The sequence below is a fragment of the Vibrio toranzoniae genome (genome assembly GCF_024347655.1).
GTDB classification, from domain to species: domain Bacteria; phylum Pseudomonadota; class Gammaproteobacteria; order Enterobacterales; family Vibrionaceae; genus Vibrio; species Vibrio toranzoniae.
This window is the reverse complement of the sequence record NZ_AP025515.1, coordinates 537,456-564,053: the sequence shown is the minus strand read 5'-3', so window position 1 is coordinate 564,053 and position 26,598 is coordinate 537,456. Positions and strand designations below refer to the sequence as shown.

Sequence of the window (26,598 nt, the reverse complement as noted above, 5' to 3'; positions counted from 1 at the left end):
GGGCTTCATCTTAAGGCGGCCTGCCTAACCACATCATCTTTTTTACATGTAGGGGTTGGTATGCCCGAGTACGAAGCGTCTTTGGGGGACAAATCCATCCATTAAAATATACTTGCACCTTGGATAGTTCAGGAAAACGAAAGTTAACTAAAATTGCCAGTTTATATTTAGGTTGTAGACATAGTCGTTATTGTATTCTCTTTCTTTTAAGGGTTTAGCATAGTCAACAGCAACATATAAGTTTGCTTCAAAGCCAATTTCAACACCAAGTGCTGCTGATGAGATCCGGTTTGTTCTGGCGGTAGAAAGCTCTCGCTCGGTATAAGCGAAGTCATAAGTGATATAGGGGTTAAAAAAATAATTCCCATGTTTGTTTCGTTGTAACAGCTTTACTTCGGTGCCATATCCTCTATCACCTTCTATGGTGTTTTCCGGGTAACCACGGCCATAGTTGAGACCACCGTAATTTAAACGCTGCGATGGCACTATCCTCTCATCGGCAAACATGCAGTTTGCCCGCAAAGATACAACGTAATCCTTAATAAATTCATATGAAGTAGATAAATTAAGGTCGTAAAAAGTAAAATCGCTGTTGTAGATATTTTCAGTTTCTAAATCACTCCTATATCTAAATGCACTACTGATACTTTGGTTATCTTTACTTCTGTCGCTATTGATACTGCACGACTTGCTTTCCAGCGTCAGCAATTACAGTCAGTCGCCGATCTTTCTGCTTCAGAAATTGGTCTGAACAATCCCTATTTCATCCAACCTGAAGCAGTTGAAAACTGGGAGGTTATATTGACTGATAAGTATCAGCAACAAGTCGATGATATTGTTATTCAAAATGGTTATGCCTTGATTCAGGATAACCGTTGGATTTTTAATCCGAGCCCCAGCGCGGCTACAGATGGTTCCCCGGCCACTAAAGTTGTGGCCACAAAAACCGTCCCACAAAGTATGATTGCTGGTGGCCTTTTCAACGACAATCAAATTACCTTGATGGCAGAATCTGCCATACAAAAAGCAGGAATCATCAGTTTTGGGATTGGCAGTAAAACTCTCGAAACAACAGAAAGTAGCATTTTAAATGGTTTGCCAACACCTCATTAAAACTTGGTTCAGTGGACATTCCGCACATTTTAAAACCTGCGTTCGTTAGGGAGCTTATTTAATCAGTGTGATGATGCAGTTGACTAGCGGATACGTCATTAGGTGTCGGAACATCGGTGACTTGATAATGACGTGTCACGCTCTTAGAGATTTCACACCATTCCGAGCTTTTAACTCGACGTTGGTGTGTGTCGAATGCCTCTCGGTTAGTGAACTCTTCATACACTTCAAAGCGATTAGGTTGAAGCGTACTTTGACTGATCCGAAACACTATACAGCCAGGTTCCGCAAGTGTGAGTTCTTTATGCGCAGCCAAGGCTTGGGTGACTGCTTCTAGGGCGTTGTCTGGCACTAGAATATGACCTTGTAGAATTACTTTACTCATTATTACGTCCATTTAACTTTATCTATTACGAGCATTATCTATTAGATAGAGGCTTTATCCATTGCCAATATAAACACATTTTGATGTTGTGACGTACAGACCATTGTGGGGTATAAAACGATCATCTTCAATATACCGATTGTTACGTGGTAACTTTGGTGGGTGAAATAAAGTAAATATTTGGAACTAAATCCGTGCTGGTCCGGTCTATTAATACGTATCATTGAACTGTATTGATACTGAAATGAATATGTCATTTGAGAGAGTTAACCTTAAATTCGAATAACAACTCATGGTATTAAACTGAACCATAGTTGATATCTAGGTCATACTTTGATGCAAATGGTACTAAGAATTCCATATATTTCGTGACCTGTATCATTGATCTAGCCATCAAACACCGTTAGATTCGAATAGTTGGCAATAAAAATAGCTCAAGAAGAGCAGTTAAATGAAAAGGAAATATCCCATATGAAAAAAATGAGAAGAGCACAACTTCATCGCGTTCGTATCCAATATTGGAAAGACACGTCAAAAGAAGCTGCAAAGAAATAAGCTTTAAATTGTAAAGCTATCAAGTCAAAAAGCTGAAAAGCTTAAGTATAATGAAAAATGCAACAAACCGGTTTCATTAGTTCTCCCAAAGACCTTTATCTGGTAGGTGACTAAAGAAATCATTCTCCAAAGAGCTGACAGGCATTAAGTACAATGCATCCAGTGTCAGCTCATTAATACCCCTCTTAGCTCATCTTTGCTTCACTTTAGTTCTTCTTAGTTAAAACGGCCCTCTACCTCTTTTTTATGATCTAACTTGTAAGGTTAATAAATTGGAAGTATTGCTAATACCCATCGTCGTAGGTACTTGGTCACCTTCGCTTGTTGAAAGGCTTGATAACTTCGTTAGAAATTGTGGTTGTAGGATAATAACTTACCGAAAATGTCTGCCTGGCCCTAAAGCCTTTGCCTGCGATAATTATGATCACTTATTTGCTGTGATTGGGAAAACAAAAAAGCTCCTGATTTCTCAGAAGCTTTGATTTTGATTTGGATATCGGACGTGGTGATTTACTCAGGAGTGATATCATTAACGTCAGGATAGCTCTCTCTAACGTTGGAACAGACCCTTCAAACTTACATCATCCGTTCTGTTTAGCTTTAGGCTCAGTAGATAACCGCTAACACCAATCAATACGTAAATACCTAAAGATAAAACTGGAGCTTCTGCAATCGCGCTGAACGGATTACTCGCCATCAGCACGTTGATTGGTAGCGAAGCGATGAGAGATAGGAAGTCATTGATGCCATAAAACCCAAACACGGCAACAGAGAGAAACTTAATCGCATAGCTTGAGATAAAAATCACAAGCAATGGTGAATTAACCAACTGTGAAATAGCCAGAGTAACCGTTGCCAATGGTAGTAGAACCAGTGCAACTAACATCATTCTTCCAAAGAACACGAGCCAGTTGCTTAGCACATAAAACAGAGACTGCTGCTCGACGAGCAGCGCTAATTGTTGTTGGCTTGAAATGTTCAGTATCCAAAGTAGGAAATCGGCGAATAGCACTAATAGCGCACAGAGAGCTGGAATAACCACTAAACCGAAGCCTAGCTTCACTCCGTGAGTCATTGCATTGGATACTGGCATACTTCTCCAAAACATTGAGCTGCCTTCTTGACGCTCTTTACGCAGTGTTTTAGGGATGTATAGCGTCGAAAGCAGCAGTGAAACTAGGCCTGCGCCAAAGTAGATCACTGAGTTTAGATCTTGTGCGAACTCTCTGTGGATGTCACTAACGTCGCCATTGACTTCCATTTGAAAGAAAAAATCGTGTTGCGCCTGACCGCTAAAGAACAGGCTAACGAACAGCAACAAACCACATAATGCGACAAACAGAGGTAATCGAGTGTTAATCTTGTGCTCGATAAGCTCTTTTTCTAGCATGTAAAAACTTGGATGCATTATGCCTTCTCCGTTTGTGTTGCAAGGAATAGGTCAGCGAGACCCACGTTGTAGATGTTTCCCAATGACTCAACCAGTTCTTTGTATTGACCTTCCAATAACCACTTAGTGGTCCCTAGGCCCGGTTGTGAGGTCAATGGATTGAGCTTCTGGATCTCGTTTGAATGGCTGTTTTCCACGTCGATAATGAAATAGTCGTTTTCGATGTCTTCCAGGCTCTTTTGCAACACGCAGTGACCTTGTTTCAGAATCAACACATCCGTTAATAGGTGTTCAATCTCTGAAACCTCATGGCTAGCGATGATCATCGCGCGTTCACCGTCATGGAACCACTCTAAAAGGTGACGGTAAAAAGTATCACGGTAGAGCAGGTCTAGACCCAGTGTTGGCTCATCTAAGATCAAAACTTGAGTATCAGTTGCGATGATGATGGCAAGGTGAAGTTGTACCTTCATTCCTTTAGAAAGCTGCTTTATTTTAGATGAAAGTTTAATGCTAGTGCTGCTTAAGGTTTGTTCTGCTTTATGTTTTTTAAAACTTGGGTGCACACCTTCTGTGTATCGAAGCAACTGCTTAACCGTCATCCACTCAGGCAACACGTTCACATCTGAAATGTACGATAAGTGCTGCATTAGCTCTGCGTGCTGGTGGATGGGGTGGTAACCATTCACTTCAATCTCACCTTGATAATTGTGACCACCAAGCAGTGATTTGATCAGTGTCGATTTACCCGCACCATTGTGACCGAGTAGTCCAAGCACTTGTCCCGGCTTTAATTCGAAGCTGATGTCCTCAACACCTACTTGGTTTGAATAGGTTTTGGTTACGTTTTTTACCGAAAGCAGTCTCTTTGTAGAAGACGTGTTCGTAGGGTATTCGTTTTCTGAGGGAAGTGATCTACTCATGACTTATCCTTTATGTGTTGTGCTAGCTGTTTCACGAGTTCTTCGACACTCATATCAATGATGCCTAGCGTCTCAGCGATGGCTGGGATCTGTGTGTTGATAAATGACTGATGTGCAGACTCTTTCAATTTTTGAACTGCCCCCTCGGCTACATACATGCCTTGGCCTCGTTTTTTCTCTACTAACCCTTCATCCACCAGTAACTGGTAGCTTTTCATGACAGTGAGGTGGTTGATCTTTAGATCGGCGGCAACCGTACGCACAGAGGGCAATGCTTGTTGCTCTAACCAAACGCCTTGAAGAATTTGGTCACTGATCTTTGTCGCAAGCTGCCTAAAGATTGGTTGGTCGTCTTTCCATTTGGTCATAATTAACACTGCATGGTGGTATACATATGTATAACACTAAACTATTTGTTCAAATTGGCAATGATTTTATGAAAATGGACAGAGTATTTTCATGGTTGGATAAAACGTTTTGCGGAAGGGGGGGACTTGAAGCCTACATCCTTGTGGGCTCTAAATCGGTCTTATGAGCGATGACTATTTTTAATAGAAAAGGGGCGGCATCAATACTCAAATAGGGTCAGAGGTTATCTCCTTTGAATTATTGGGTCTGCTATACAGGTAACCTTGATGTAAGTTGTAGCCGAGTTGACATAAGATGTATTGTTGTCTGCGGGTTTCTACACCTTCGTAAATCATAGTGATGTTTGATAAGCGACCTATTTCCGAGATGTTTAGCAATACACCTTGATGATGTTCACCTGATTCGATGTCTTTAACAAAACAACGATCCAGTTTTAGGTAACGAGGAGAGATAATACTAATGATTTCGATATTGTTATTGCCAGTGCCAAAGTCATCCAACGCAATGGTTATACCAAGTTCTTTAACTTCTTTGATGTTGTCGATGACCTCACAGCCATAACCAATGTTCGAGTACTCAGTAATCTCTACGACAAATTCATTTGCTTCCAATGTTAATAAATGTTCTCTGAGTTTTTCAAAATTAGAGCCTACCAAAGCACTCGGACATACATTGACACCATAGATCTCATGGTTGTTGTTTAACTTAGCGTTTTTGACCGTTTCAATGATTAAAATAGTATGAAAAGTCAATAAATTGGTACGTCTCATCGTGTTGATGAAGCTCAGGACGCCAACGTTATGAACTCTCGACAACAACTCGTAGTATAAAACGGTGTTGTCTTTTGTGTTGATTATTGGCTCTTCCTCAAAGGAGATATGTCTCCAACGATACATGTAAGTAATAAAGCCCAAAATGTAAGAGCGATAAAGTAGTGTGGCGAGCAGCAGAGCAAGTGCAGCCCACAATTCAACAACATTGTCACTGTAGAACGTGATGGATGCGCCAGTTGAAAGTGAGGTTTGATAAATAGGCTGATTGCTTTCGCCAAGGTTCAAGATATCGTTATCATTTTTTTGGATAGAGACTGAATCGACTAGCAGCGGTAACAATGAATTTTTGTACCGAGCTTCAATAGGACGTTTAGAAATCCGCACTGTAAGGTCAATATTATGTTCGTGATCGGCGAAATGTGAGTACGAGAAATCTGCACTGTTGTAAAAATCATCAATTTGATCGAGCTTTACCATTTCCGAGCGTGTTTTAGAGATATAACAGGAACGATAAGGTGTTGTCAGGAGCACCGAATCAATGTTGAGTGAGTGCCTTAACGCGTGCACCGACACTTGGCTACCACAGCCGTAGTTCATGACTTCTTCCGCTATCAGCTTTGTGTTCTCGCTATATTCGCTTGCAATCTTCGTCGTATAAAGGATCTGGAAAAAGTAGATAGCAAATAGAAAAAATGAAGAAATAGTGACGACGGTTATCAACGCTTTGATCAAATCCTTCTGATAGGTGTTGATCATCAGCTTTAATAGTTCGATATGGTTGGGTTTGAATGGGGTGATGCTGTGCTTTGGTGCTATGCAGTTTTCTGAGCTTTTATCTAAATCTATAAAGTAGCCTACCTTGTATAAATTTGAGATAAGTTCGCTATTACTATTAATTTTTGATTTCTTACACAGGTTCCGATATTTCTTTCTAATCGAAGCAATAATATTTTTTAAGGCGTATAAGCTGAACTCTTCATCAAAGTGTAATTTAAAGGATTCTTCAACATCTCGTGCAGACTGAGGGTTTGATATTGATGAATTTTCGATAAGGTACTTAAAGACAAAACTCTCTTTACTATTGAGCCTTTCCTCTGATATCTTATTACTGTTTATTTTTATATAGATTTTCTCTTCGTTATAAATTAGTTGCAAGCTCTCATCGTTTTTATTTATGTTGAAAGAACAGTGCATAACTCAACTCCTAAGTGATATTTACTATTTATATGATTGATATTTAATAACTAGGACTTTTATTCACCCCAAGACTTTTTAAATAACACAACTAAAATGTCACTATTTTTCTTAAGATGTTGATACTAATCGCAGAATTTTTACCTTAACGAAAGTCTGTGAAGGTGCCCACTCAAAGCTTAAATTTATAAATGAAAGTCTATGATTTACAAGAGGTAAAGAGGATTTATCCGTCTATTTTGGTATTTATCCATTTCTAAGGCTGTATCTTATGGCTTCCATATCGAAATTCAGAGTGTTCTAATTAATTTTTTGTCTTTGTTTTTCTATTGATATTTAATAATTGTAAGGTTTTTATAAATAAAATAGGATGGTTGAGTTTATATATAATTAATAAAACTCATCTGTTTATTTAAAATACAATGTCGAATAGGTGATAAATATTAATTTATTTTTATTATGTGGTCGTTATTGGATTTAGGGCATGGCTTTTTGGTAATTAAATATATTGGATGATTGTTGACGTTGTATACTAGTTGTCGCCTAAAGTGATTTTTAGTTACTTTAGATTTTGTTCCCTAATTATTAATTAAATAGGAAAGTTAATAATTGAGTTGATGGCTAAACGAGCGGTATCGTTTTAGGTATATTAATATTGTCAGCTTATCTAATAAATTAATGCTGTGGATATTAATTATTGGTAAATTTAAAAACGCTAGTATGTGTATCCCGTTATTCGTTGACGTTTGGGTTATTAGGGGTCAATTAAACTTAAGTGTTATGACCGCCTGGAACGATGAAGGCCATAAATAGCGTGGTCAACGATGCGACCATTCAAGTTTTCGTCACGAGTGATGATGCCTTCTAATGTGAAATGTAAGCGCTCACAAACCTTACGGCTGCTTTGGTTACCTGTTGCCGCTGATATCTCGACCTTTTCCATATCTAACTTATTAAAAGCAATATCAATCAACTTCTCGACCACACGGGTAACAATCCCTTTTCCTTGGTACGGTTCAGACAGCCAATAGCCTATCGTGACTTTCTGCTTGTTGTGATCAATGGTGTTGAAGCTACAGTTACCGACGATATTATCTTTATACACAATCGCACAGGTCATGCTTTGGCCTTCTGCGTAATCGTGCAGCGAACGTTGGATGAAGATCCTAAAATCTTGCTCGGTTTTACAATGTGGCGGCCACGCAAGCCATTGGCTCAGGTACTCATTCTGGTTTTGTGAGATGTCCGCGTAATGAGAAGCGAAGCTCTCTTCAACCAATGCAATGGATAGTTCGTTATCGATAACTGTTTTAAACATGTCTTTCCTTTTCTTATGATTGCTGATTTCTGTCAACCTTGATCGGTAGGATATAGTGCTGCATGATTTTTAATATGCAATACATTGTGGCACGAATTTTTCGTTATACGTTAAATCTATCACGAAACTCATTAAACCTTACAATAGTTGTGTATATAATCATTAACTATGCATTAGTATTGGCAGATTAAATATATAAAAACTATAAAAATTCTAGGCTTAATTAATGAATCAACATTGCCAGGACGTAACCGTAGACTTAAGGAAGGCTCTATTTGGTATTGCTAAGGCGCTTGATAACGTCGGTTTTGAAAGCAAAAATCATGGACAAAGAGTTGGTTACATAGCGTATCGATGCGCTCTGAGTGTCGGGTGGGAAGAGGAGCAGGCGCAACTTGCATTCTCGTTGGGGTTAATTCACGACTGCGGCGTATCGCAAATTGATGAACACCTCAGTTTGACCTCTGGTTTCGTGCCAGACTCAAGTTACCACCATTGCCAAAAGGGTTATCAAATTCTAAAAGAGTGCCCAGTTCTTTCTATATTCGCTAAGCCGGTGCTTTATCATCATACTCCTTGGGTTGAGCTTAAGGCGATGCCGATCAGTGAGTTAGAAAAGGAATTGGCCGCTATCGTGATGCTGGCCGATAGGGTGGACTACCTTTACGGCATCACCTCTTCTGATCGTTATGGGAACCTAACCCCAGATGGTAAGGCAATCATCATTGAGCGTTTGACCGAGCAAGCTAATGAGATGTTCGAGACCAACCTTGTACAACACATGTGTGAGTTGGTCGATCTGGATGATTTCTGGTTTTCGATGGAGATCCCTTACATTGAAAACATGAGAGATAACTTTGAGCCTGTGCCATTTTTCTCCCAAAAAATGTCATTGAATGAGACGGTTGCCTTTGCTGAGTTTATTGCCAATGTCGTTGATACAAAGAGTTCATTTACCTTTAGGCACTCTTTGAAAGTCGGACAGCTTTCTGAGTATTTAGCAAAACAACTGGGTTACTCACACACAACTCAGCGAAAACTTTATCTGGCAGGTTTGGTTCACGATATAGGTAAGCTGCAAACACCAAATGAGATTCTTCATAAATATGATTTGCTGACAGACGAAGAGTATTGCTGTATTAAGCGACATGCAACGGACACTCGATTTGCGTTACAGGAATTATTTAGCTCGCCCCAGATCTGTCAGTGGGCATCAAACCATCATGAAAGATTGGATGGTTCTGGTTATCCTATGGGGAAAACAGCTGAACAATTGGATCAACCCAGTCGGATTATTGCGGTAGTGGATGTGTTCCAAGCGCTAACTCAGTCTCGTCCTTACCGACAGGGCATGACATTAGAAGAGTCTTTAAACATGTTGGCTGACCTTGTTGAAAATCATAAGTTGGATCGAGAAGTGTTTGAGTGCCTAAAAAAACACTCGGAATACTGCTTTGAATTATCAACAGATAAAAGAATGTACGCGTTTTAGCGTTAGCGAGTACTTTTGGGGTGTGATGCCTTAAACCAATTTAGATGAAAATGACTCATAAGAAACAGAAAGCGATAGCCGAGGCTATCGCTTTTTTAATGGGGGTCTATCAGATCAATATCAGGATCGTTAGAGCAAGGTTAGTATCGTTTTAAGATCTCGATGATCGCTTGCGCTGTTTCCGCGGCGATAATGGCATCTATGTCATCATCATTTTGGAACAACTCTGATAGTGCCATAATAGTCTGGATATGGCTGTCTGAATCCATTGCCGCCAGAGTAATGGAAAGGTAAACGTCTCCGTTGTCTTCTGACTCTAAATCAACACCGTGTTTAAACACCGTCACTTGCAGTGATGCTTCGTTCACGCCATCTTCAGGACGAGCATGAGGCATTGCAATCTTTGGCGCTAGAACATAATACGCGCCAATATCTTTGTGCTTTTGCTTGATAGCTTCAACATAGCTAGCTTCGATTTTGTTGCTTGCTAGCAATGTTGAACATATTGAATTTGTTTAATAAATTTATTTTGCAACTGACCATTGTTTTAAATTTATAAGTAATTTTATCAATAATAACCCTACCAATATGTGAGTTGGTTTATGTAATGAGATTTATATAAATTATTGATTTAGCGAATGTTTGATGATTGATTAGATTTTTGTTAGAACACCACCTTCAAAACAATAAGATAGGTAAATATCATGAAAAAACTCGTCAGTTTGCTGCTCGTTGCAGTATCGCTTGGGCTTTCCGGCTGTGCAACCGTATTAACTGCGGAACAAAGTGCGCCGCAATTGAGTGTGGTTCCACAAGATAAAGCGCTGACTATTGCTGTCATTGATAAACGTCCATACGTTTTAGAACAAGATAAAGAACCAAAGTTTGAGGGAATCATTCGCAGTTCATTGGGGATACCTTATTCATACAATACGGCGACTCAGCAACCAATGTCTCAGTTTTTGACGGATAGGCTCGTTGCAGGCTTAAAGAAGCAGCAAGTGACGGTGGACTCAGTCGAAACGACACCAAACGAAGACATAACTAAAGTCGTTGAGCAGATGAAAGCGTTCGACAATAAATCTATGATGTTCGTTTTGAATGAATGGAAGTATGATTTCCACGCGTTCACAGACAACTCTTGGTACAACGTCAATGTAATTATTTATGATGAAGCCGGTAAGAAGTTACTGAGTAAAAACTTTCAAGGTGAGAATGATGTTCCGGATGGCGGCGCGATTATCAATGAGATGCAGCTTATCTACAAACAGCGTTTTGAAGAAATCTTCCAAGATGTTGAAGTAAAAAGTGCTTTACTAAACTAGTTACTGGTGCTCCTATTCTAGAAAAGCCACGTGCTGTGGCTTTTTAGCTAAATCATAGATCTAGTTAACTTATTTTTAACTGTCACGGTAGATCTCTCCGATAAGCACTCCGTTTTGCACGATTCTTAACCGCGCGAACGTTTGCGTTAAAAAATGTGATGAAAGTCTCACTTAACTGTTTATACTTCTCTTCCGGTTTTAAGCCGGTGCTTAGCCAATACAAGCCGTCACATGGATATGTGAATGACCCCACGGACCGGACCAGCTGCGTTCCACTGCTTGTATAAGGTGATTCTTACATGAACAACTCGTTGTTACATTCGCTAACTCTGTTAGCTCCTTCATCGCGTAGCGTGTTGCTTGCGGTTCTTTGTCCTGTTCCTTTGATGTCATTTGCTTGGCTCATGTTCACTCTATAAGGATTACTAGGACATATTATGAATATTCTATTTGGTTTTGTCGGTGTTATTGCACTGATTGCTTGCGCGTACCTGCTGTCTGAAAGTCGTTCTTCGATTAACTGGAAAACGGTCTCTCGTGCTCTATTACTTCAGATTGGTTTTGCTGCTCTAGTATTGTATTTTCCATGGGGACAGTTGGCGTTAACAAGCCTAAGTAATGGCGTTTCTAGTCTGCTTGGTTTTGCAGACGCTGGTATTGCTTTCCTTTTCGGTGACCTTGCCACTGAAGGCTTCATTTTCGCGGTTCGCGTACTTCCAATCATTATCTTCTTCAGTGCTTTGATCTCTGCGCTTTATTACTTAGGCATCATGCAGAAAGTGATTCAAATCTTGGGCGGAGCGGTGCAAAAACTGCTGGGAACAAGTAAAGCTGAATCTCTTGTTGCAACCGGTAATATCTTCCTTTCTCAGGGTGAGTCTCCTCTTCTTATTCGTCCATTTTTAAAATCTATGACTCGTTCTGAGCTGTTTGCTGTAATGGCTGGTGGTATGGCGTCTGTTGCGGGTAGTGTACTTGGTGGCTATGCAGGATTAGGTGTTGAACTTAAATACCTTATTGCAGCAAGTTTCATGGCGGCTCCAGGTAGCCTATTGATGGCGAAGATCATTGTCCCTGAGCGCAGCACACCAAGCGATTACGAACACATTGAGCTAGATAAAGCTGACCAAAGCAATGTGATTGATGCATTGGCAAGCGGCGCGATGAACGGTATGAAAGTCGCAGTGGCTGTCGGTACTATGTTGATTGCATTCGTGAGTGTGATTGCGATGGTGAACACGGGCCTAGAAAGTCTAGGTGAGACGTTCGGTTTTGCGGGTATTACGCTGCAAGCTATCTTCGGTTACCTGTTCTCGCCGCTAGCGTGGCTGATTGGTATCCCGAGTGATGAAGTGTTGATGGCGGGTTCTTACATCGGTCAGAAGATCGTAATGAACGAGTTTGTTGCTTTCATCGACTTCATTGAGAACAAAGCGCTGTTATCTGAACACAGCCAAGTGATTGTGACATTTGCTCTGTGTGGCTTCGCTAACATTGGCTCTATCGCGATTCAACTGGGTTCTATCGGTGTGATGGCACCTGAGCGTCGTGCTGAAGTAGCAAACTTAGGCCTGAAAGCAGTAGTTGCTGGTACGTTAGCAAACCTAATGAGTGCATGTTTAGCGGGTATTTTTATCCTGCTTTAAGCTCGGCTCAGTAAAAGCGATTAGATTCGTAAAAGCGGAGACCTTGCTTACGGAGTTTATGTAAGAAGGGTGTCCGCTTTTTTGTGCCTGCTTGTTAAGTTGATTCAGATTCAAACCACTACTTTCATTGCTCTGTCGTATGCTAGCCTCACTCGGAAGAGTAATAGAGCAAGCCCATTTTATTCGATATACTTGAATATCATTAGGTTGCGATTAATTACATTCAGTTTCGGTCAAGAACATCCGGTTTCGATTTAGAACATTCGGTTTCGATTTAGAACATTCGGTTTGACCAGAACAAAAGCAACCAAGTCCAATAAATCAAAGGTCTCCCCATGAACATGCGCGTTCTTATCGGTCTTATCACTGCCTTTATCGGCTTGTTTGCGGTAGTTTATCTTATTGCTGGTGGTACTCAGTTTCCTATCTCTCAGTGGCCACAAGAGGCTTATCTCGGTTTGGTGTTTAGCGTCGTGTGGGGCACTGGCGTAGCGGCATCGGTGGCGTACTTCTTCTCGGCATTGGTGTTTGTGACGATTGCTGTGGTTTGTTATGCGATTGGTTATAAGATTGGTGGGCTTTTCTTTTCAAGTTCTAAATCTTAATATCATTAAGGTATGCGGATGTTCACTGAAGTGGGACAGATTTGAATGCACTGGCGCGACCGTTTTAAGGTGTATTGGTATCACCGAAAGCAAACTAATCGTTGGCAGGGTGACAAGGCAAAGTCTTTAGGTTGGACTAACGAAGAGAGCCAATTATGTCGCTTCGAAGTCATCGCACGCTCGGCTGACTTTGAGAAGAAGAGTGTTTTGGATTTGGGCTGTGGCTATGGAGAGTTGTTCGAGCTGCTCGACAGTATCTATCGAATTCAATCTTATACGGGTGTTGACCAACACGCGGACTTCTTAAAAAAGGCTAAGCAAAATTACACCGAAGCTCGCTGCAAGTTTATTGCGGGTGACATGAGTAAGATGAATCTAGAAGCGTACGATGTGGTTATCGCAAGTGGTTCACTGAATTACATCTCTCGCGATTCCGACTATCTGACGAACATGATCACTCGTATGTTTGAGTTAGCGAATCAGACTGTGATTTTTAATCTGCTCAATTCAAGCCAATATCCTTCGCGCAATACCTTGATGAGTTATCACCCTCAAGGTGTTTATCGCTTCTGTAAAACGTTGTGTGATGATGTTTCCTTAATAGAAGGTTACACAGAAGGGGATTTCACGATAGTGATGAACAAAGTCAGCTCAGGAGGTTGAGGAACGGCTATCCTTGGTTTTGATTCTATGTTGATGTAGCAGACACAAATAAGCCGCAGGCCTCGAAAGGTATGCGGCTTTTAAATTCTGTAGGTAAACCTTGGAGTCTCTATTTACTCAAAGGCTGGTTTTCAATGAGCCCGTAAGGAATCGTTGTAAACACTTTTGGGTTGCCCTTGAAGGTTGGTGCTTCATTTACTTGTTGCCAATCAAGCAGCATGATTGCTAATACGTTGCGATGCTCACCGTACTCAAGGTCAAAGTCACCCGTGATAGACGGGATCATCCCATGCTTCTTGTCGATAGAGGCTTGGATAGCGAGTCGAGTTTTCTCTACAACCGGGTCATCTTCTAAGCCCGCTAGCAAGAAGGTTAATCCAACTTCCGCGATCACGTCTTCTTTTGCACGCAGAAGAATCGTATCGATGTTCTCTCTAAAGTAATCGTAGATCCATTGGTGATCTTGCTCGCTTACTTGGTGTTGGTAGTATTCCGAATCACCGAAGATTACATGTGTCATACCATAGATCTTATTACCGTATTGCTGGCTTGATAGCTTCTTGTCTTTGTCGTCTGGATAGGTTTTTTTGAACGTGTCGACGAACTCATCAACGACATCTTGCTCACCCAGTTGGCGCAGCCAATAAACCTGATTAGCTAATTGTGCCGCCCAGGCTTTTATCATGTCTTCATTGGTCACGTAGCGTAAAAAGTCATAGCGACGAATGATTTCGCGTAGCTTGGCATCGTTCTTGTGTTCTAAACCGTACTCATTTGCACGTGCCATAGAGCCGAGAAGGTCCACACCAAGATATAGGTATTCGGGCATGTGTTGGGTTACGTTGTAGCGCCGGGTACTGCGCTCATCGTTGTCATCAATATAAGAGGCAACACGCTGCTTTGAGTAAAGTACAATCTGTTCCATGGTGTGAACGTCATTAGACAAGCGGTTTAGTTTACTCGCAACACGCGCCATGTCACTCCAAACAGCGGCAGCATATTTATCGTCTAATGTTTGTCGATACATCCGTAACCCATAGTGACCTTCCTTGAAGGCGGGCAGAGTATAAAGTTGGCTTTCGTAGGTGGTACGAATGAGGTCAGCGAACTGCTTGAAAAGTGGTTCATGAGAAAGAAGAGCATCGGCTTGTGATTGAACACTCGGTACGTTTGCTTTTTGAGAATTGTCCTCTGCATAAATGGCAAAAGCAACTGATAGTAATGTGCATAGTAGTATAATTTTTAGCTTCATACGTAAGGTACCAAGTGATTAATGGTGTATATAAAATAACAGTGATGAATTCTTTCATGTGAAATTTTGGTCAGTACAATGTAAGCTTTATTAAGTGGATAATCAGTGTTGTTGACGGGAGTGTCAGTGATGAATGACTCAATAATTAATGGGGACTCTCTATTAAGTGTGGATTTTTAATGACTTGGCGGCATAATGATGGATTAGTCAGAAATGAGCCGATTTAAGGCAGTAAATAGAACAAAAGTGTTAGAGGTTCGTGAATGCCCAATCGTTCTAGCAAGCAATGGCCTGCCAAATTATTATCTTTGTTATTTTTTGTAGTGATAGTGAGTGCTATCGAAGCGTTTCACGCCAAGCAGTTAACCTTTTTGAAAAATGAATCTTATTCTGAGGCAAAGAGACAGCTGGCTATTATTCGATCGAGCATAGAAGCTAGGATCGTCTCGGATATGTATATTCTCAACAGTTTCTCGACTATTGTGACCATCAACCCCGATGGCGGCCAAAAAGATTGGGAGCGGATTGCGCAAAATATTATTCGAGATGCTTCCCACATTCGATTGATTGCCTTAGCTAAAGATGATGTGCTTAATTTCGTTTATCCCATGGAAGGTAATGCGCAGGTCCTTGGTATTGATTATCGTGACCACCCAATTCAATGGGAGTCGATTGAGATCGCTCGTAATATTGGTCATACATTTATCGCAGGCCCGTTTGAGCTGTTTCAAGGTGGGCAAGCACTCATTACACGAACACCTATCTTTCGAGATCCTCCCTTTTATCAAAATTACTGGGGTGTTTCCAGTGCCATTATTGACTTAGATGAATTATTTGAAGACGTCGGTATTGGTGAGATCGAAAATAAATATGAGCTCGCAATTCGTGGCGATAACAGTTCAGGGAAGAATGGCGATGTCTTCTATGGCGAACAAGACGTATTTGATAACGCGTTTGCTACAGAGCAAGTGAACTTCCCTTATGGTGGTTGGTATCTTGCTCTCTCTGGAAATGAAAATGTATTGATGGACGTCCCTTGGTACCGAACTCAAGCCGTAAGGTTGGTGAGCTACACTATAACGCTTGTGTTAGTGATAGCCTTTTTTACCATCTATCGCTTGTATCGTATTGCAGATAGCCGCTCAATGCATGACGAGTTGACGATGCTGCCGAATCGTAGATACTTCATGTACAGCTTGAAACAGGTCTTTAAGGGCACTCAAAAACAAGGGACAAGGACCTTTGCCGTTGTCAATATTGATCTAGATGGATTTAAAGCGATCAACGACACTTATGGTCACCTAGCCGGTGATCAAGTATTAGTCGAATGTGCTAAGCGTATTAAAAGTGAATTGCGTGTCTCAGACATTGTCGCAAGGATCGGCGGGGATGAGTTCTTAGTTTTGCTACCGCGTATTATCGATGATGAACATGTTTCGTCGATTGTTACAAAGCTTCGAAGGGCGATTTGCACGCCTCCAGTCGTCTATGAGACGCACTCTATTTATCTTCGGATCAGCGTAGGTTGGGTTACTCACAATAGTAACTACAATGATGTCGATGCTCTTTTGAAAGCGGCTGATGAAAAAATGTATGAGCAGAAGCGACAAGCTATCTAGGTTGAATCTGAGCTGTGATTAGAATTTAGTTGCTGAATGTGGGGAAAAGCCTCAGAATACCGCGTTTTGCTTCTATCAATCTAATTGATAAGCAAAAGCTGTAGCAACGATTTCTTTCTATTACGTTGCTCATATTAAATGTTATTCAACTGAGAAAATAATCTATGAGTTTTACCTCCCTTGGCCTTTCTGAACCGATCCTTAAAGCAATTGAAGCACAAGGTTACGATAAGCCATCACCAATCCAAGAGAAAGCGATACCTGCTGTCCTAAAGGGCAAAGATGTAATGGCCGCTGCTCAAACAGGTACAGGTAAAACTGCTGGCTTCACGCTACCTATTCTTGAAATTCTATCAAAAGGTCAACGCGTTCGTCAGAACCAAGTTCGTGCGCTAGTGCTAACGCCAACTCGTGAACTTGCTGCACAAGTGAATGGTAGCGTAGTTAAGTATGGTATTAATTTACCTCTTACTTCTACCGTTGTATTTGGTGGCGTAAAAATTAACCCTCAGATGCAAAAACTGCGTAAAGGCAGTGATGTGCTGGTGGCAACACCGGGGCGTCTACTTGATTTATATAACCAAAATGCGGTGCGCTTTGATCAGTTAGAGATCTTTGTGTTAGATGAAGCTGACCGTATGCTAGACATGGGTTTCATTCGCGATATCCGCAAGATCTTAGCTTTTTTGCCTAAGAAACGTCAAAACCTACTGTTCTCAGCAACGTTCTCTGATGATATTCGTGGCTTGGCTAAAGGCTTAGTAAACAACCCAGTTGAAATATCGGTAAGCCCTGCGAACTCAACCGCGAAAACCGTTGAGCAAAGTATTTACCCAGTAGATAAAAAGAAGAAAGGCCCAATGCTAGCGAAGTTAATCAAAGATAATGATTGGCGCCAAGTGTTGGTATTTAGCAAAACTAAGCACGGCGCCAATAAACTGGCTCGCTTTTTAGAAGAACAGGACATTACTGCAGCTCCTATCCATGGTAACAAGAGCCAGGGGGCTCGTACTAAAGCCTTAGAAAACTTTAAATCAGGCAAGGTACGGGTACTAGTAGCGACTGATATCGCGGCGCGTGGTATTGATATCCCGCAACTGCCTCAAGTCGTTAACTTCGATCTTCCACATGTATCTGAAGACTATGTACACCGTATCGGTCGTACTGGACGTGCTGGTGAAGTAGGTAAAGCTATTTCACTCGTTTGTGCAGATGAAGTGGGTGAACTGTTCGGTATTGAGCGTCTTATTCAGCAAGTGCTAGAGCGTCGTGAACTTGAAGGCTTCTCGCCTGTAAACAAGTTACCTGAATCACGATTGGATGCGCGTCCTATCAAGCCTAAGAAACCGAAGAAGCCTCGTGAACACTCTGATGGTCAACGTTCTGGTGAGAATGCTCGTGGACATAAGCCAGCGAGTAAAAACAAGCGCCACGTGCCGGGTTCTGGATCTGCGCCAAAGCGTAAGCCAAACACAGCTAAGAAAGCGCTAGATAGTAACTCAGCGACTGCAGCTGATGATAAATCAGTAAGAAACAATGGCAATAACTTTAAGCGTGGTAATGCTGGCAGAAGCTCTGAGAAAAATACTAACTCAAGTACTCAAAACGGTGCTGTTAAACCTAAGAAATCAGGTGATGGTGCGGGCTATGGTTCTGGACGTTCATCAAATAAACCAACTTCTAAATCGTCAGTGAATAAACCGTCTGGTAGCAAGCCATCTATAAATCGCTCTAAGCCATCGGCTCAAAAATAGATTCCGGCTCAAAAATAAATTCGAGTTGAGCTGAATACAGGAAGGGTGTTTTAAGAACGCCACTTTTTGATATAGCAAACTTGTAACCGAACCTAATGAAGCGCGAATATTGATTTTCAATATTCGCGTTTTTTGTAGACGCTATATGGCTATATTCAGGGATGACCAGAGCAAAACATATTGAATCTGAAATAGAAGGTGTTGATGGAATGTTAATTGTTGTCTATTAATAACTAAATCACTAGCGTTTTGTTGTTGTTTGCAATTTGCAATTTTAGTTTGCAAAATAAATAGAAACTTACGGTCAATACGTGTTCAGATGCGTAGAAAATGCATGATTTAAAGTTGGCACACATACTGCATTAATAAACGTGACCCTTCTTAAGCCGAGGGTCACCTAGCCAACTGACGTTGTTAGTGAACCTTTATTGTTCACACAAAATATATGACCAATCACCCTTTTGTGATTGGTTTTTTTTGCTTGAATTTTAGGCTCGGCTTGAGGCCTTAGTTTTATTCATCGTCGCTACTAAGCTAAGCAGAGCAGAGCAGAGCAAGACAAATTACCTATAATTCTCATACTGTTATCACTCACCACATTTTGAATAACAACTTGGTTGACGAGGGCACTCTCCACCTCGAGAACAAATAAGCCGAGCCTCTGTTTCGATCCCGCGTTCAATCCAATTTATATTTAGAATCTTGGCTATTGTCGTGAGATCTTTTTTGATGTTACGTGGGATAGTCACAGAACCGCCATTGTTGACGCATGAAGCTTTAAGTTGCTCTGCTATTTCTCTTGAGTTACCGCCTTGAGCATCAATCGCAGGGTTGAGGTCAATGCCTGCACACAACACGCGATTATTACCCGCAGGATCCGTCATATTGATGGATTCACAGCAGTAAATTCTTGGCTCATCGCCCACGTTTAAAATGGAAATTTGAGCCGAACTGCCCGCTCGAGGCTCTGATAATCGACGGAACACGGCCCAATGCTGACATGGATCAGCGACCGTTCTCATATTGCCCCAAGGCAGTGGAATCCCGTTTCCGCGATATACAGCCTTGAGTTTCCCCGGTCCATAAGCATCAAAGTAATGCCAGTGAGGGTAGGGCGATACTACCGTCATTCGGCGCATCGCTACAGAGGGGGAAACCCCTGCTCTTTTATGAACGTCGATTTCGTAACCCGTACGGTCTAGCAACTGTCTAAACGGGACTTTTGGGCATAACAGTGCACCAGCAAAAAAACTGGACTCAAAATCACGCCATGCTTGCAAGATGTCTTGGGAATTAAGCTGAGAAGAGCCCGATATTTGGTTATCGTCCCAAGTGTTGTTGTTACCGACCGACAACACACTCTTAAGACCTTCCTTGCTATGCAGAATGCAATGGCCGATATATACCGAGAGATCGTATTTCAGACGAGTCGGGTACTCTTTAAGAATTTCGTTTAAGAAGATAGTGCCTGGAGGTTCAAAAAAAGAGGTGACCAGCTGTTTGGCATTTATGCCGAGTTCATCGACTACGTCTTGCGGTGTGCGCGTAACCCAGCGGATGTTGATTCCAAGGCTTCTTGCGATGTCTATAAGGTCTTCTACGCTCAGGTTAAGGCGCTTTAAGCCAACTTCCTCTGCCGCACGTTCAAGGTCAGGGAAGTGGTTCTGGTTGCTTTCTTGGTGTGCTCGAATCAAGAGGTGCGCAAACTGACGGCCAGAGATCCCCGTTTGTGACAGCATTTCAGGAATCGCAATCTGCAGGATGTCGTTGGAGAAAAGAAAGCTAGGCTCGAGTGCCATGCCACTTATCCCACCACGATTCCCTTTGTCAGGAGCAATGGCTTGTTGTTCTGATTCGTCGTCGAGAAACCACGTCGGATTCTTTTGAAAGACCTGCGCGATCACTTCTAGCATATCGATGCTTGGCACCCGCTTTCCACGTTCAATCATTGACAGATAAGAAACGGAAGGCGCGTATTCTGGGTTGATTCTAATACAACGCGCAGACAGGTCTTCCATCGTTAAATGGTTACGTTTTCTTAGGTTACGTATTTTTGTACCTAGGAAATGTGACTGACGAACTAAACTTTTTGACAAGGCCATATTTGTAAAATTCACATTGTAAAATTTTTGTTGTGAAATTGTATGTAAAAAAGCGCTAATCTACAAACTAAGCAATTCACAAAATGACAAATAAATTAAACGTTAGTTTTGAATAATTGCTCTAGGACACATTTTTGCGTTAGAAATCGGTGGTTATCACCGGACTGGTCAAGAGGGAAAGACTATGAATATGCTTACATTCGATAAAACAGAAATCCAAAAACAATCAAAGCCATTTATCGCTGAAGCTGTCTTTGCCGTGGAGACAATCAGTGCAAACCAGCAAACTGAGAAGCAAGTGAGAGCAAAGCAGCTGCTTGATCGACTGTTCCCACTAGAGAAGGGCTCACATCAAGACGTAACCAGCTATGTAGTCGACTACCGTCATATTATGGCTTACTTTAAAGACGGTCAGCACAGCGGCCTAAAGCACCCTAAACAGTTTGTAGCGTATATGGGTGAGAAGAATGACCCGGACTCTATCTTGTTCCGAGATGGCAGTGGAAGTCACCTAGAGGTGATGTTTGGATGTCATAAAGGAACAGGTTGTATTGAATTGGTGGAAATCGATGATATTCAGTTGGAATCATGTACCACGTTCGGTCAATCGTCAATGGAAGCAACGACCACAATGTGCGAAGAGACGATTGCAGCAATGCGCCATTGGATCAGTTTGATTCAAGGTGACGCAAAAGGTAAGCCAAAGGCATGCAGCGAAGATAAAGAGTTCAGAGCAAAGAGTGGTGAAGACTACTGCCTGAATTACTGCTTTCAAATCTAATGGCACACTCTAAACATAGAGAACAATACATATAGCCGAAGAAAAAACCTCAAAGAATTAACGTGTTAGATAGCCTTTGAGGCTTTTTCGAACGCATTTCGCTTAATCCTTCACTTGCTCTAGTTTGCGTAGAGCAAGTGAAACCTTACACAGGCATTACTCGGTTACGGCCAAGTGATTTCGCTTCGTAAAGTAGCTTATCAGTACGTTCGATCAGTGACTGAGAGGAATCACCAAGTTCAAGTTCAGCAACACCAAACGATGCGGTGATATTACCGACTTGCTCACCACTGCGACGATCTTTAATCGACATCTTTTCTAGAGAGCGACGGATAGTATCAGCAAGTTGACGAGTAATACGTAAAGATTTGTTTGGCACAATGAGTGCGAACTCTTCACCACCAAAACGATAGGCAGAAATGCCCTCTCGACAGCTTAACTTCAGTTTACGAGCAATCCCTTTTAGAACCAAATCACCAAATAAGTGGCCATAGGTATCGTTGAAATTTTTAAAGTGGTCGATGTCGAGAAGAATCAAACACAGAGATTGGTTGGCTTCACACAAGGTTTCCATATCACGGTCGAAAGAGCGGCGGTTATACAGAGTCGTTGTGCTATCAAAGAGTGCGTCTTTTTGTACTTCTACCAGTTGGGTTTTTAGCTTGGTAATCTCTGACGTTGCAGAATTCAGCTGAGAGTTTAGAAACTGGGTCGAGTGGCGAATATGACGAGACTCAGAAACAAGCTGGCGAACCAAAGACATGACTTCATCAATAGATAAGCTTTCATTATCAACGCGAGCCAAATCTTCGAAGCTTTTATCAATCATGTCAGAGAACGCAGAGGTATCAGTTAAAGTGTCGTTCATCGAGTTCGAAACTTCAGAAACTAACAGTTCTAAGTTAGCTCGTAGGTCACTGATATTAGTTTCGGATTTGCTCGCAACATAGCTGTTGTAAAGCTGCTCACCAACAGCTGGAGGACAAATACCGTAGTGTTCTAAAATACCATCCATATCTTGATTCAACTGCGGGATCGCGTTGTCAACATAGGTGTACCAAAGTGCGTAATTTGCAGGTGTTGTAGACACCCTATTCTTCATCATAAGAGGCACCGCTTTTTTTAGATTAGCGGTGGATTTCTGAAATTCATCTTTTTTCATTATTTTTACTGCAGATACCAAACCAACTAAAGCCACTTGTGGACAAGGTTAGCGGATTTCGAAGATTTTTGCTGCAAAAATTATATGATTAATAGATGAGGGTTGGATAAATCACTACTTTTTATTATGAATATCGGTTGAGTATTGATAAAGGTCATCTAATGGATTGTTCTTTAACCATATTTTTGGTTACTTATTTTGTAACAAAGATTGGTTTTGGTATGAAGTTTTTCAGTAAAAATGAATGGTGTTAAAACTGGAGTAACAGAATAGATTTACATACTAGTAAGGGTAAATTGAAAGCAGATCTGTGATTGGTTTACTCTGACTTAAGTGTAAGATCTAGAGTAGGGTAGGAATCTAGAGAAAGTGGGGTAGGAAAATGTTTTTGTGTAGATAGTAAAAAGCGCCGATAAAAATCAGCGCTTTAGAATTCTTTTAAGCTAAAAGCTTATTATTGAGCAACAACGTTTGCTGCTTGTAGGCCTTTTTGACCGTTTTCAACTTCGAAAGAAACCTTTTGGCCTTCTTTCAGAGTTTTGAAGCCTTCAGAAACGATTGCACGGAAGTGTACGAATACGTCAGCGCCGCCGTTGTCTTGAGAAATGAAGCCGAAACCTTTCTCTTCGTTAAACCATTTTACAGTGCCAGTATTTGTGTTAGACATAATTTGTCCCTTATTCATAAATTTTCTAAATTGTTAATTGCATTACTGCAATGCGCTGATAATTGAATTATTTAATGTTGCTAAGAAATAAGGAAAAACTACTTACAAAAACGGGTGACGATTTTACTTGTTAATTTTACTTTCATCTAACTTAAATAACTCCGTATAACAGGGCGAGTGCATATTAACACAGTCTTTCGAGATGTACACTCATTGATTGAAAAATCCGTGTTTTTTTGTCATATCACGCGGAGTCGAAAGTATACACTAATTTAGTGATGGTTTTGTCAATTCGCTTAACATAACAGAAGGAAGGATCTCAGCTTCCTTTCATCATTTATTATAGACGATGTTAGCGCTTAAAGTTTATATCTTCCGTTTGAGATAAGTTAATTTTTGTTTTAGCTAGTTGAGTCTCTGCGATCGCTTTGCTTTGGCGCACTGAGTATTGGACTGTCATTTGGCGATGCACAGCATCAAACCATTATCAGCAGGAAGAGTCAGTAGGCTACCTGGCTTACCTTCTTCGATACCGAAGTTGTCATGAATGTTGATTATTATGCGATTGAATGGGTGTCTGTATCGAGAGAGAGGTGCGGCTAGACAAACGACAGGCAAAAAAAATAGCCAATCGCAATAACCGCGATTGGCTTATATATTTTGTGAACAAGAATAGGTTCACTAACAACGTCAGTTGGCTAGGTGACCCTCGGCTTAAGAAGGGTCAATATATACATAGCAGGTAGCGTGCCAACTTTTAAAGACCCGAATATAGGCTGTTTAATAGCAATTCGGTGCGTATTTAGGCGTTTTATTCGCGTTTTAAAATCTTACTGTTGTATTTTGCAATTGCGATTTGCGAATTTATAGTGGTTTGATGATTAGGAAGAGTGGAAAAGGGAAGTTATATAAGGTTCTGAGTGATCTGGCTTGTGTTGACTTTTCCTGAAGCTAAAATAATAGAGTCAGGCTTGGGAAGTCGTGAAGCTAAGAAGTTCAATAGCGACAAACAACAAAGCCCAAGTGATTTGATATCACACACGAGTTGTGTTTGATCAATGGTGTGAATCGAATGTTCAAAAAGCATCGTGGCTTAACACCTAAGCAATATGTCGAGCGCTTAAAAATCGGCCTATAAAGCAACTAATTTTCAATCATGTTATATGTCTGCACAACCCATTTTATGAAATTAACAGTGTGACATGTTGTTAGGTTTGATATCGTGAGGGAACATCCTGATACCAACGTTCACTATAAGCCTGTTGGTAATCTGGCTTTTCAATGAGCCCTTCCTGTTCTGGAACGGTTTCTAGTGGCCCAACAACGGTTCGGTAAGGCAATACACCTGCCCAAACGGGAATGTCCATGTCTGCTTTGTCATCATTAACACCATGCTTACCAATTTTTACCGATGCTTCGGTTAACGGAATCGCCAATAACTCAGTGGCGGTGAGTTCTCTTTCGTTACTCAGCCTAACCTCATCGGTTCTACCCGGTGCAATCTGCTCAATGAAGATGTTCAACAAACGATCCTTTTCTTGGTTGTCATCGATGACTGAAAACGACCCCAATACCACTGCTGAACGATAATGTGCACTATGATGAAATGCCGAACGAGCCAACACCCAACCATCGAATAAAGTGAACGTTAAGCAGGTTGGTTCTCCTTTCTTTAACCCTTTCAGCAAACGACTGTTTTTGGCGCCATGAATATAGACCATGTCACCCACGCGCCAAGCGAGCATAGGGATAACCATAGGGCCGTGTTCGCCTTGCAATGCAATGTGTGCAATTAAGCTTTCATCAATGATCTGATGCAGTTTCTCTTGTTCAAATACGGCTTTGTGAGCCCCTTTCTTAATCGTGGTTCTTTTCGTGTTAGATAACATAATCGTTCCTTAATCATTGCCTTTTGATTAATGTAGCGATTAACTGGTCTATTAAATAGAGCCACTTTTAAACACTACTTGGATCCAGTTATGCAGCCTATTGATGTCGGTGACTTACAGTTAGATGACCAACACGACACACGTCAGACCGCTTTGTTTCATGCAATCCGAGAGAAGATTGTCCAAGACCTGTGGAGCAAAGGCAGTAGGCTGCCTTCAACACGAAAGTTGGCCGTAGAACTGTCAGTAAGTCGAAATACGGTGATCTACGCGTATGACCAATTGGTTACTGAAGGCTACATCGAGAGTAAACAAGGCTCTGGTTTTTATGTGTCGGTCGAGCAGCCAGAGCATTTTCTCAGTTTGTCTCAATCGAGCAATGTTCAGAGTTCACAGGACTTGAGTACAGAGGTTGATACACCAAGTGGCGCGAGAGTGACACCCAGTGACATCAACCGCGGTTTTGCGCCGGGTGTTCCTGATCTGGATGCATTCCCGTTTGCTAAATGGCAGAGATTACTGCAACGCCATGCTACGCGACAGAACATCGCAGGCAACCAAGACGTTCAGGGTAGTTTGGCTTTGAGGGAAGCGCTCAGCGGTTACCTTGCAAGCAGCCGTTCGGTTCGTTGTCATGCTGATCGAATTATGATCACCGCCGGTGCTCAGCAAGCTATTTCGATAGGTTTAATGGCGACGTTAGCGATGGGCGACCAAATCCTGGTTGAAGAGCCGGGCTATCGACAGGTGCATAAAATTATTGATCTGTTAAAGCTCGAACTTGATGGAGTGAGTGTTCGTGAAAAGGTCGGACTGGATATTGAAAAAGTGCTTTCCAGTAACGCCAAGGCATTGTATATCACTCCGAGTAATCAATATCCAATGGGTACAACACTCAATACCGAACAGCGCCTCAAACTGATTGATTGGGCAAACAAGAACCAGTCTTGGATCATTGAAGATGACTACGACAGTGAGTTTCAGTTTGCACATCGTCCTTACACCAGTATGCAAGGCTTGGCAGGTAAACTCGGGTTTGATGATCGAATCATCTATGTTGGTTCACTGAGTAAAGTCATGTTCAACGGTCTCCGTTTAGGTTACTTGGTTGTACCTGAAAACTTGGTGGCGAGATGCCTAGAGATTAAAGAGGCACTCACGGGAGATACCGCCGCACATACACAAGAAGCACTGGCTGACTTTGTCCAAGAGGGGGACTTACTGCGACATATTAGAAAAATGCGTCGTTCATACAAGCTTAAGCACGAAGCGATGATTGAAGCGATTCAAAGTGAGTTTCACGGTGATCTTGAGGTGATCAGTCAAGCCGCTGGATTGCATGTCACGGTGAAATGGTCGAACGGAATATCAGAGCAGGAATGGAGTCGAAGGGCTGAACTTGAGAACATCATCGTTCGACCTCTCGATTTTTATGAATATGGCTCAAGTGATTTTCGCGATTGGCATGGTGCGGTATTAGGGTTTGGTAACATCCGTTTGGCTGACATAAAGCCGAAGATCAAACAGATCGCTCGGCTTTTTTATCAATAGTCTCTGATTTTGAACATTAGTGCTGTGAATTTGATGGGTGGTAGCCCCGCTTTACCAAGAGTTGTTGCGG

22 protein-coding genes and 2 pseudogenes are annotated in these 26,598 nt (G+C 41.5%); 10 read left to right on the top strand and 14 right to left on the bottom strand.

Annotated features, from left to right (window positions below; translation table 11 throughout):
• Positions 1-147: 147 nt before the first annotated feature.
• Positions 148-708 carry a ShlB/FhaC/HecB family hemolysin secretion/activation protein gene (locus OCU50_RS16920; protein WP_160327928.1) on the bottom strand — a complete coding sequence of 187 codons (561 nt, stop codon included), beginning with the start codon at positions 706-708 and terminating at the stop codon, positions 148-150.
• On the opposite strand from OCU50_RS16920, the gene OCU50_RS16915 reads away from it, so the two are divergent.
• Positions 649-1,113: a Tad domain-containing protein gene (locus OCU50_RS16915; RefSeq protein ID WP_060469452.1), complete on the top strand. Its 465-nt coding sequence runs from the start codon at positions 649-651 to the stop codon at positions 1,111-1,113. The genes OCU50_RS16920 and OCU50_RS16915 overlap by 60 nt on opposite strands.
• 58 nt (positions 1,114-1,171) lie before the next feature.
• Here the strand turns inward: OCU50_RS16915 and OCU50_RS16910 are convergent, their stop codons facing one another.
• From OCU50_RS16910 to OCU50_RS16885, 6 genes are all read right to left on the bottom strand, one after another.
• On the bottom strand, positions 1,172-1,498 hold the full coding sequence (locus OCU50_RS16910) for a putative quinol monooxygenase (protein WP_060469453.1): 327 nt from the start codon (positions 1,496-1,498) through the stop codon (positions 1,172-1,174).
• Positions 1,499-2,603: 1,105 nt separating this feature from the next.
• Positions 2,604-3,461 carry a hypothetical protein gene (locus tag OCU50_RS16905; RefSeq protein WP_060469454.1) on the bottom strand — a complete coding sequence of 286 codons (858 nt, stop codon included), beginning with the start codon at positions 3,459-3,461 and terminating at the stop codon, positions 2,604-2,606.
• Complete coding sequence (locus OCU50_RS16900) at positions 3,461-4,366, bottom strand: ABC transporter ATP-binding protein (protein WP_060469455.1); 906 nt, start codon at positions 4,364-4,366, stop codon at positions 3,461-3,463. The genes OCU50_RS16905 and OCU50_RS16900 overlap by 1 nt, the downstream gene beginning before the upstream one ends.
• Positions 4,363-4,734: a GntR family transcriptional regulator gene (locus OCU50_RS16895; protein WP_017058710.1), complete on the bottom strand. Its 372-nt coding sequence runs from the start codon at positions 4,732-4,734 to the stop codon at positions 4,363-4,365. The genes OCU50_RS16900 and OCU50_RS16895 overlap by 4 nt, the downstream gene beginning before the upstream one ends.
• Positions 4,735-4,941: 207 nt before the next feature.
• Entirely contained in the window at positions 4,942-6,702 is a 1,761-nt protein-coding gene (locus tag OCU50_RS16890; protein ID WP_060469456.1) for an EAL domain-containing protein, read from the bottom strand.
• A 778-nt stretch (positions 6,703-7,480) separates the two neighbouring features.
• On the bottom strand, positions 7,481-8,020 hold the full coding sequence (locus OCU50_RS16885; protein WP_060469457.1) for a GNAT family N-acetyltransferase: 540 nt from the start codon (positions 8,018-8,020) through the stop codon (positions 7,481-7,483).
• Between the two features lie 226 nt (positions 8,021-8,246).
• Here OCU50_RS16885 and OCU50_RS16880 point away from each other — a divergent pair, with 226 nt between their 5' ends.
• A complete protein-coding gene (locus OCU50_RS16880; RefSeq protein WP_060469458.1) occupies positions 8,247-9,512 on the top strand; it encodes an HD-GYP domain-containing protein in 1,266 nt (421 codons plus the stop codon).
• A 140-nt stretch (positions 9,513-9,652) separates the two neighbouring features.
• Here the strand turns inward: OCU50_RS16880 and OCU50_RS16875 are convergent.
• Positions 9,653-10,015, bottom strand: a pseudogene (locus OCU50_RS16875) (PTS sugar transporter subunit IIA); the annotation flags it as partial.
• A 201-nt stretch (positions 10,016-10,216) separates the two neighbouring features.
• Between OCU50_RS16875 and OCU50_RS16870 the strand changes: the two are divergent.
• The 4 genes from OCU50_RS16870 to OCU50_RS16855 all read left to right on the top strand — a co-directional run bounded on the left by OCU50_RS16870 (position 10,217) and on the right by OCU50_RS16855 (position 13,751).
• The gene (locus tag OCU50_RS16870) at positions 10,217-10,837 is read left to right on the top strand and encodes a YajG family lipoprotein (RefSeq protein WP_060469459.1); all 621 of its coding nucleotides are present in this window, start codon (positions 10,217-10,219) and stop codon (positions 10,835-10,837) included.
• A 437-nt stretch (positions 10,838-11,274) separates the two neighbouring features.
• Positions 11,275-12,483, top strand: a complete 1,209-nt coding sequence (locus OCU50_RS16865; RefSeq protein WP_060469460.1) for a NupC/NupG family nucleoside CNT transporter — start codon at positions 11,275-11,277, stop codon at positions 12,481-12,483.
• Between the two features lie 335 nt (positions 12,484-12,818).
• Positions 12,819-13,088 (top strand): hypothetical protein, encoded by a 270-nt coding sequence (locus OCU50_RS16860; RefSeq protein ID WP_060469461.1) that lies wholly within the window; start codon positions 12,819-12,821, stop codon positions 13,086-13,088.
• A 45-nt stretch (positions 13,089-13,133) separates the two neighbouring features.
• Positions 13,134-13,751, top strand: a complete 618-nt coding sequence (locus OCU50_RS16855; protein ID WP_060469462.1) for a class I SAM-dependent methyltransferase — start codon at positions 13,134-13,136, stop codon at positions 13,749-13,751.
• A 109-nt stretch (positions 13,752-13,860) separates the two neighbouring features.
• On the opposite strand, the gene OCU50_RS16850 is transcribed toward OCU50_RS16855, so the two are convergent.
• Positions 13,861-15,003, bottom strand: a complete 1,143-nt coding sequence (locus OCU50_RS16850; RefSeq protein ID WP_060469463.1) for a DUF3541 domain-containing protein — start codon at positions 15,001-15,003, stop codon at positions 13,861-13,863.
• A 263-nt stretch (positions 15,004-15,266) separates the two neighbouring features.
• Here OCU50_RS16850 and OCU50_RS16845 point away from each other — a divergent pair, with 263 nt between their 5' ends.
• Positions 15,267-16,622: a diguanylate cyclase gene (locus tag OCU50_RS16845; RefSeq protein ID WP_060469464.1), complete on the top strand. Its 1,356-nt coding sequence runs from the start codon at positions 15,267-15,269 to the stop codon at positions 16,620-16,622.
• Positions 16,623-16,786: 164 nt separating this feature from the next.
• Entirely contained in the window at positions 16,787-18,376 is a 1,590-nt protein-coding gene (locus OCU50_RS16840; protein ID WP_060469465.1) for a DEAD/DEAH box helicase, read from the top strand.
• Positions 18,377-18,963: 587 nt separating this feature from the next.
• Here the strand turns inward: OCU50_RS16840 and OCU50_RS16835 are convergent.
• Entirely contained in the window at positions 18,964-20,493 is a 1,530-nt protein-coding gene (locus OCU50_RS16835; protein WP_082710376.1) for a DUF3612 domain-containing protein, read from the bottom strand.
• A 169-nt stretch (positions 20,494-20,662) separates the two neighbouring features.
• Between OCU50_RS16835 and OCU50_RS16830 the strand changes: the two genes are divergently transcribed.
• Positions 20,663-21,259: an aldolase/citrate lyase/malate synthase family protein gene (locus tag OCU50_RS16830; RefSeq protein ID WP_060469467.1), complete on the top strand. Its 597-nt coding sequence runs from the start codon at positions 20,663-20,665 to the stop codon at positions 21,257-21,259.
• 145 nt (positions 21,260-21,404) lie between these two features.
• Here OCU50_RS16830 and OCU50_RS16825 read toward each other — a convergent pair whose 3' ends face one another.
• From OCU50_RS16825 to OCU50_RS16810, 4 genes and pseudogenes are all read right to left on the bottom strand, one after another.
• Positions 21,405-22,421, bottom strand: a complete 1,017-nt coding sequence (locus tag OCU50_RS16825) for a GGDEF domain-containing protein (protein WP_060469468.1) — start codon at positions 22,419-22,421, stop codon at positions 21,405-21,407.
• A 454-nt stretch (positions 22,422-22,875) separates the two neighbouring features.
• Complete coding sequence (gene cspE, locus OCU50_RS16820; protein WP_004740083.1) at positions 22,876-23,088, bottom strand: transcription antiterminator/RNA stability regulator CspE; 213 nt, start codon at positions 23,086-23,088, stop codon at positions 22,876-22,878.
• Positions 23,089-23,440: 352 nt separating this feature from the next.
• Positions 23,441-23,643, bottom strand: a pseudogene (locus OCU50_RS16815) (cytosine deaminase); the annotation flags it as partial.
• A gap of 653 nt (positions 23,644-24,296) precedes the next feature.
• Positions 24,297-24,977 carry a pyridoxamine 5'-phosphate oxidase family protein gene (locus OCU50_RS16810; RefSeq protein ID WP_060469470.1) on the bottom strand — a complete coding sequence of 227 codons (681 nt, stop codon included), beginning with the start codon at positions 24,975-24,977 and terminating at the stop codon, positions 24,297-24,299.
• 90 nt (positions 24,978-25,067) lie between these two features.
• Here OCU50_RS16810 and pdxR point away from each other — a divergent pair, with 90 nt between their 5' ends.
• Positions 25,068-26,528: a MocR-like pyridoxine biosynthesis transcription factor PdxR gene (pdxR, locus tag OCU50_RS16805; RefSeq protein WP_060469471.1), complete on the top strand. Its 1,461-nt coding sequence runs from the start codon at positions 25,068-25,070 to the stop codon at positions 26,526-26,528.
• Positions 26,529-26,598: the final 70 nt, after the last annotated feature.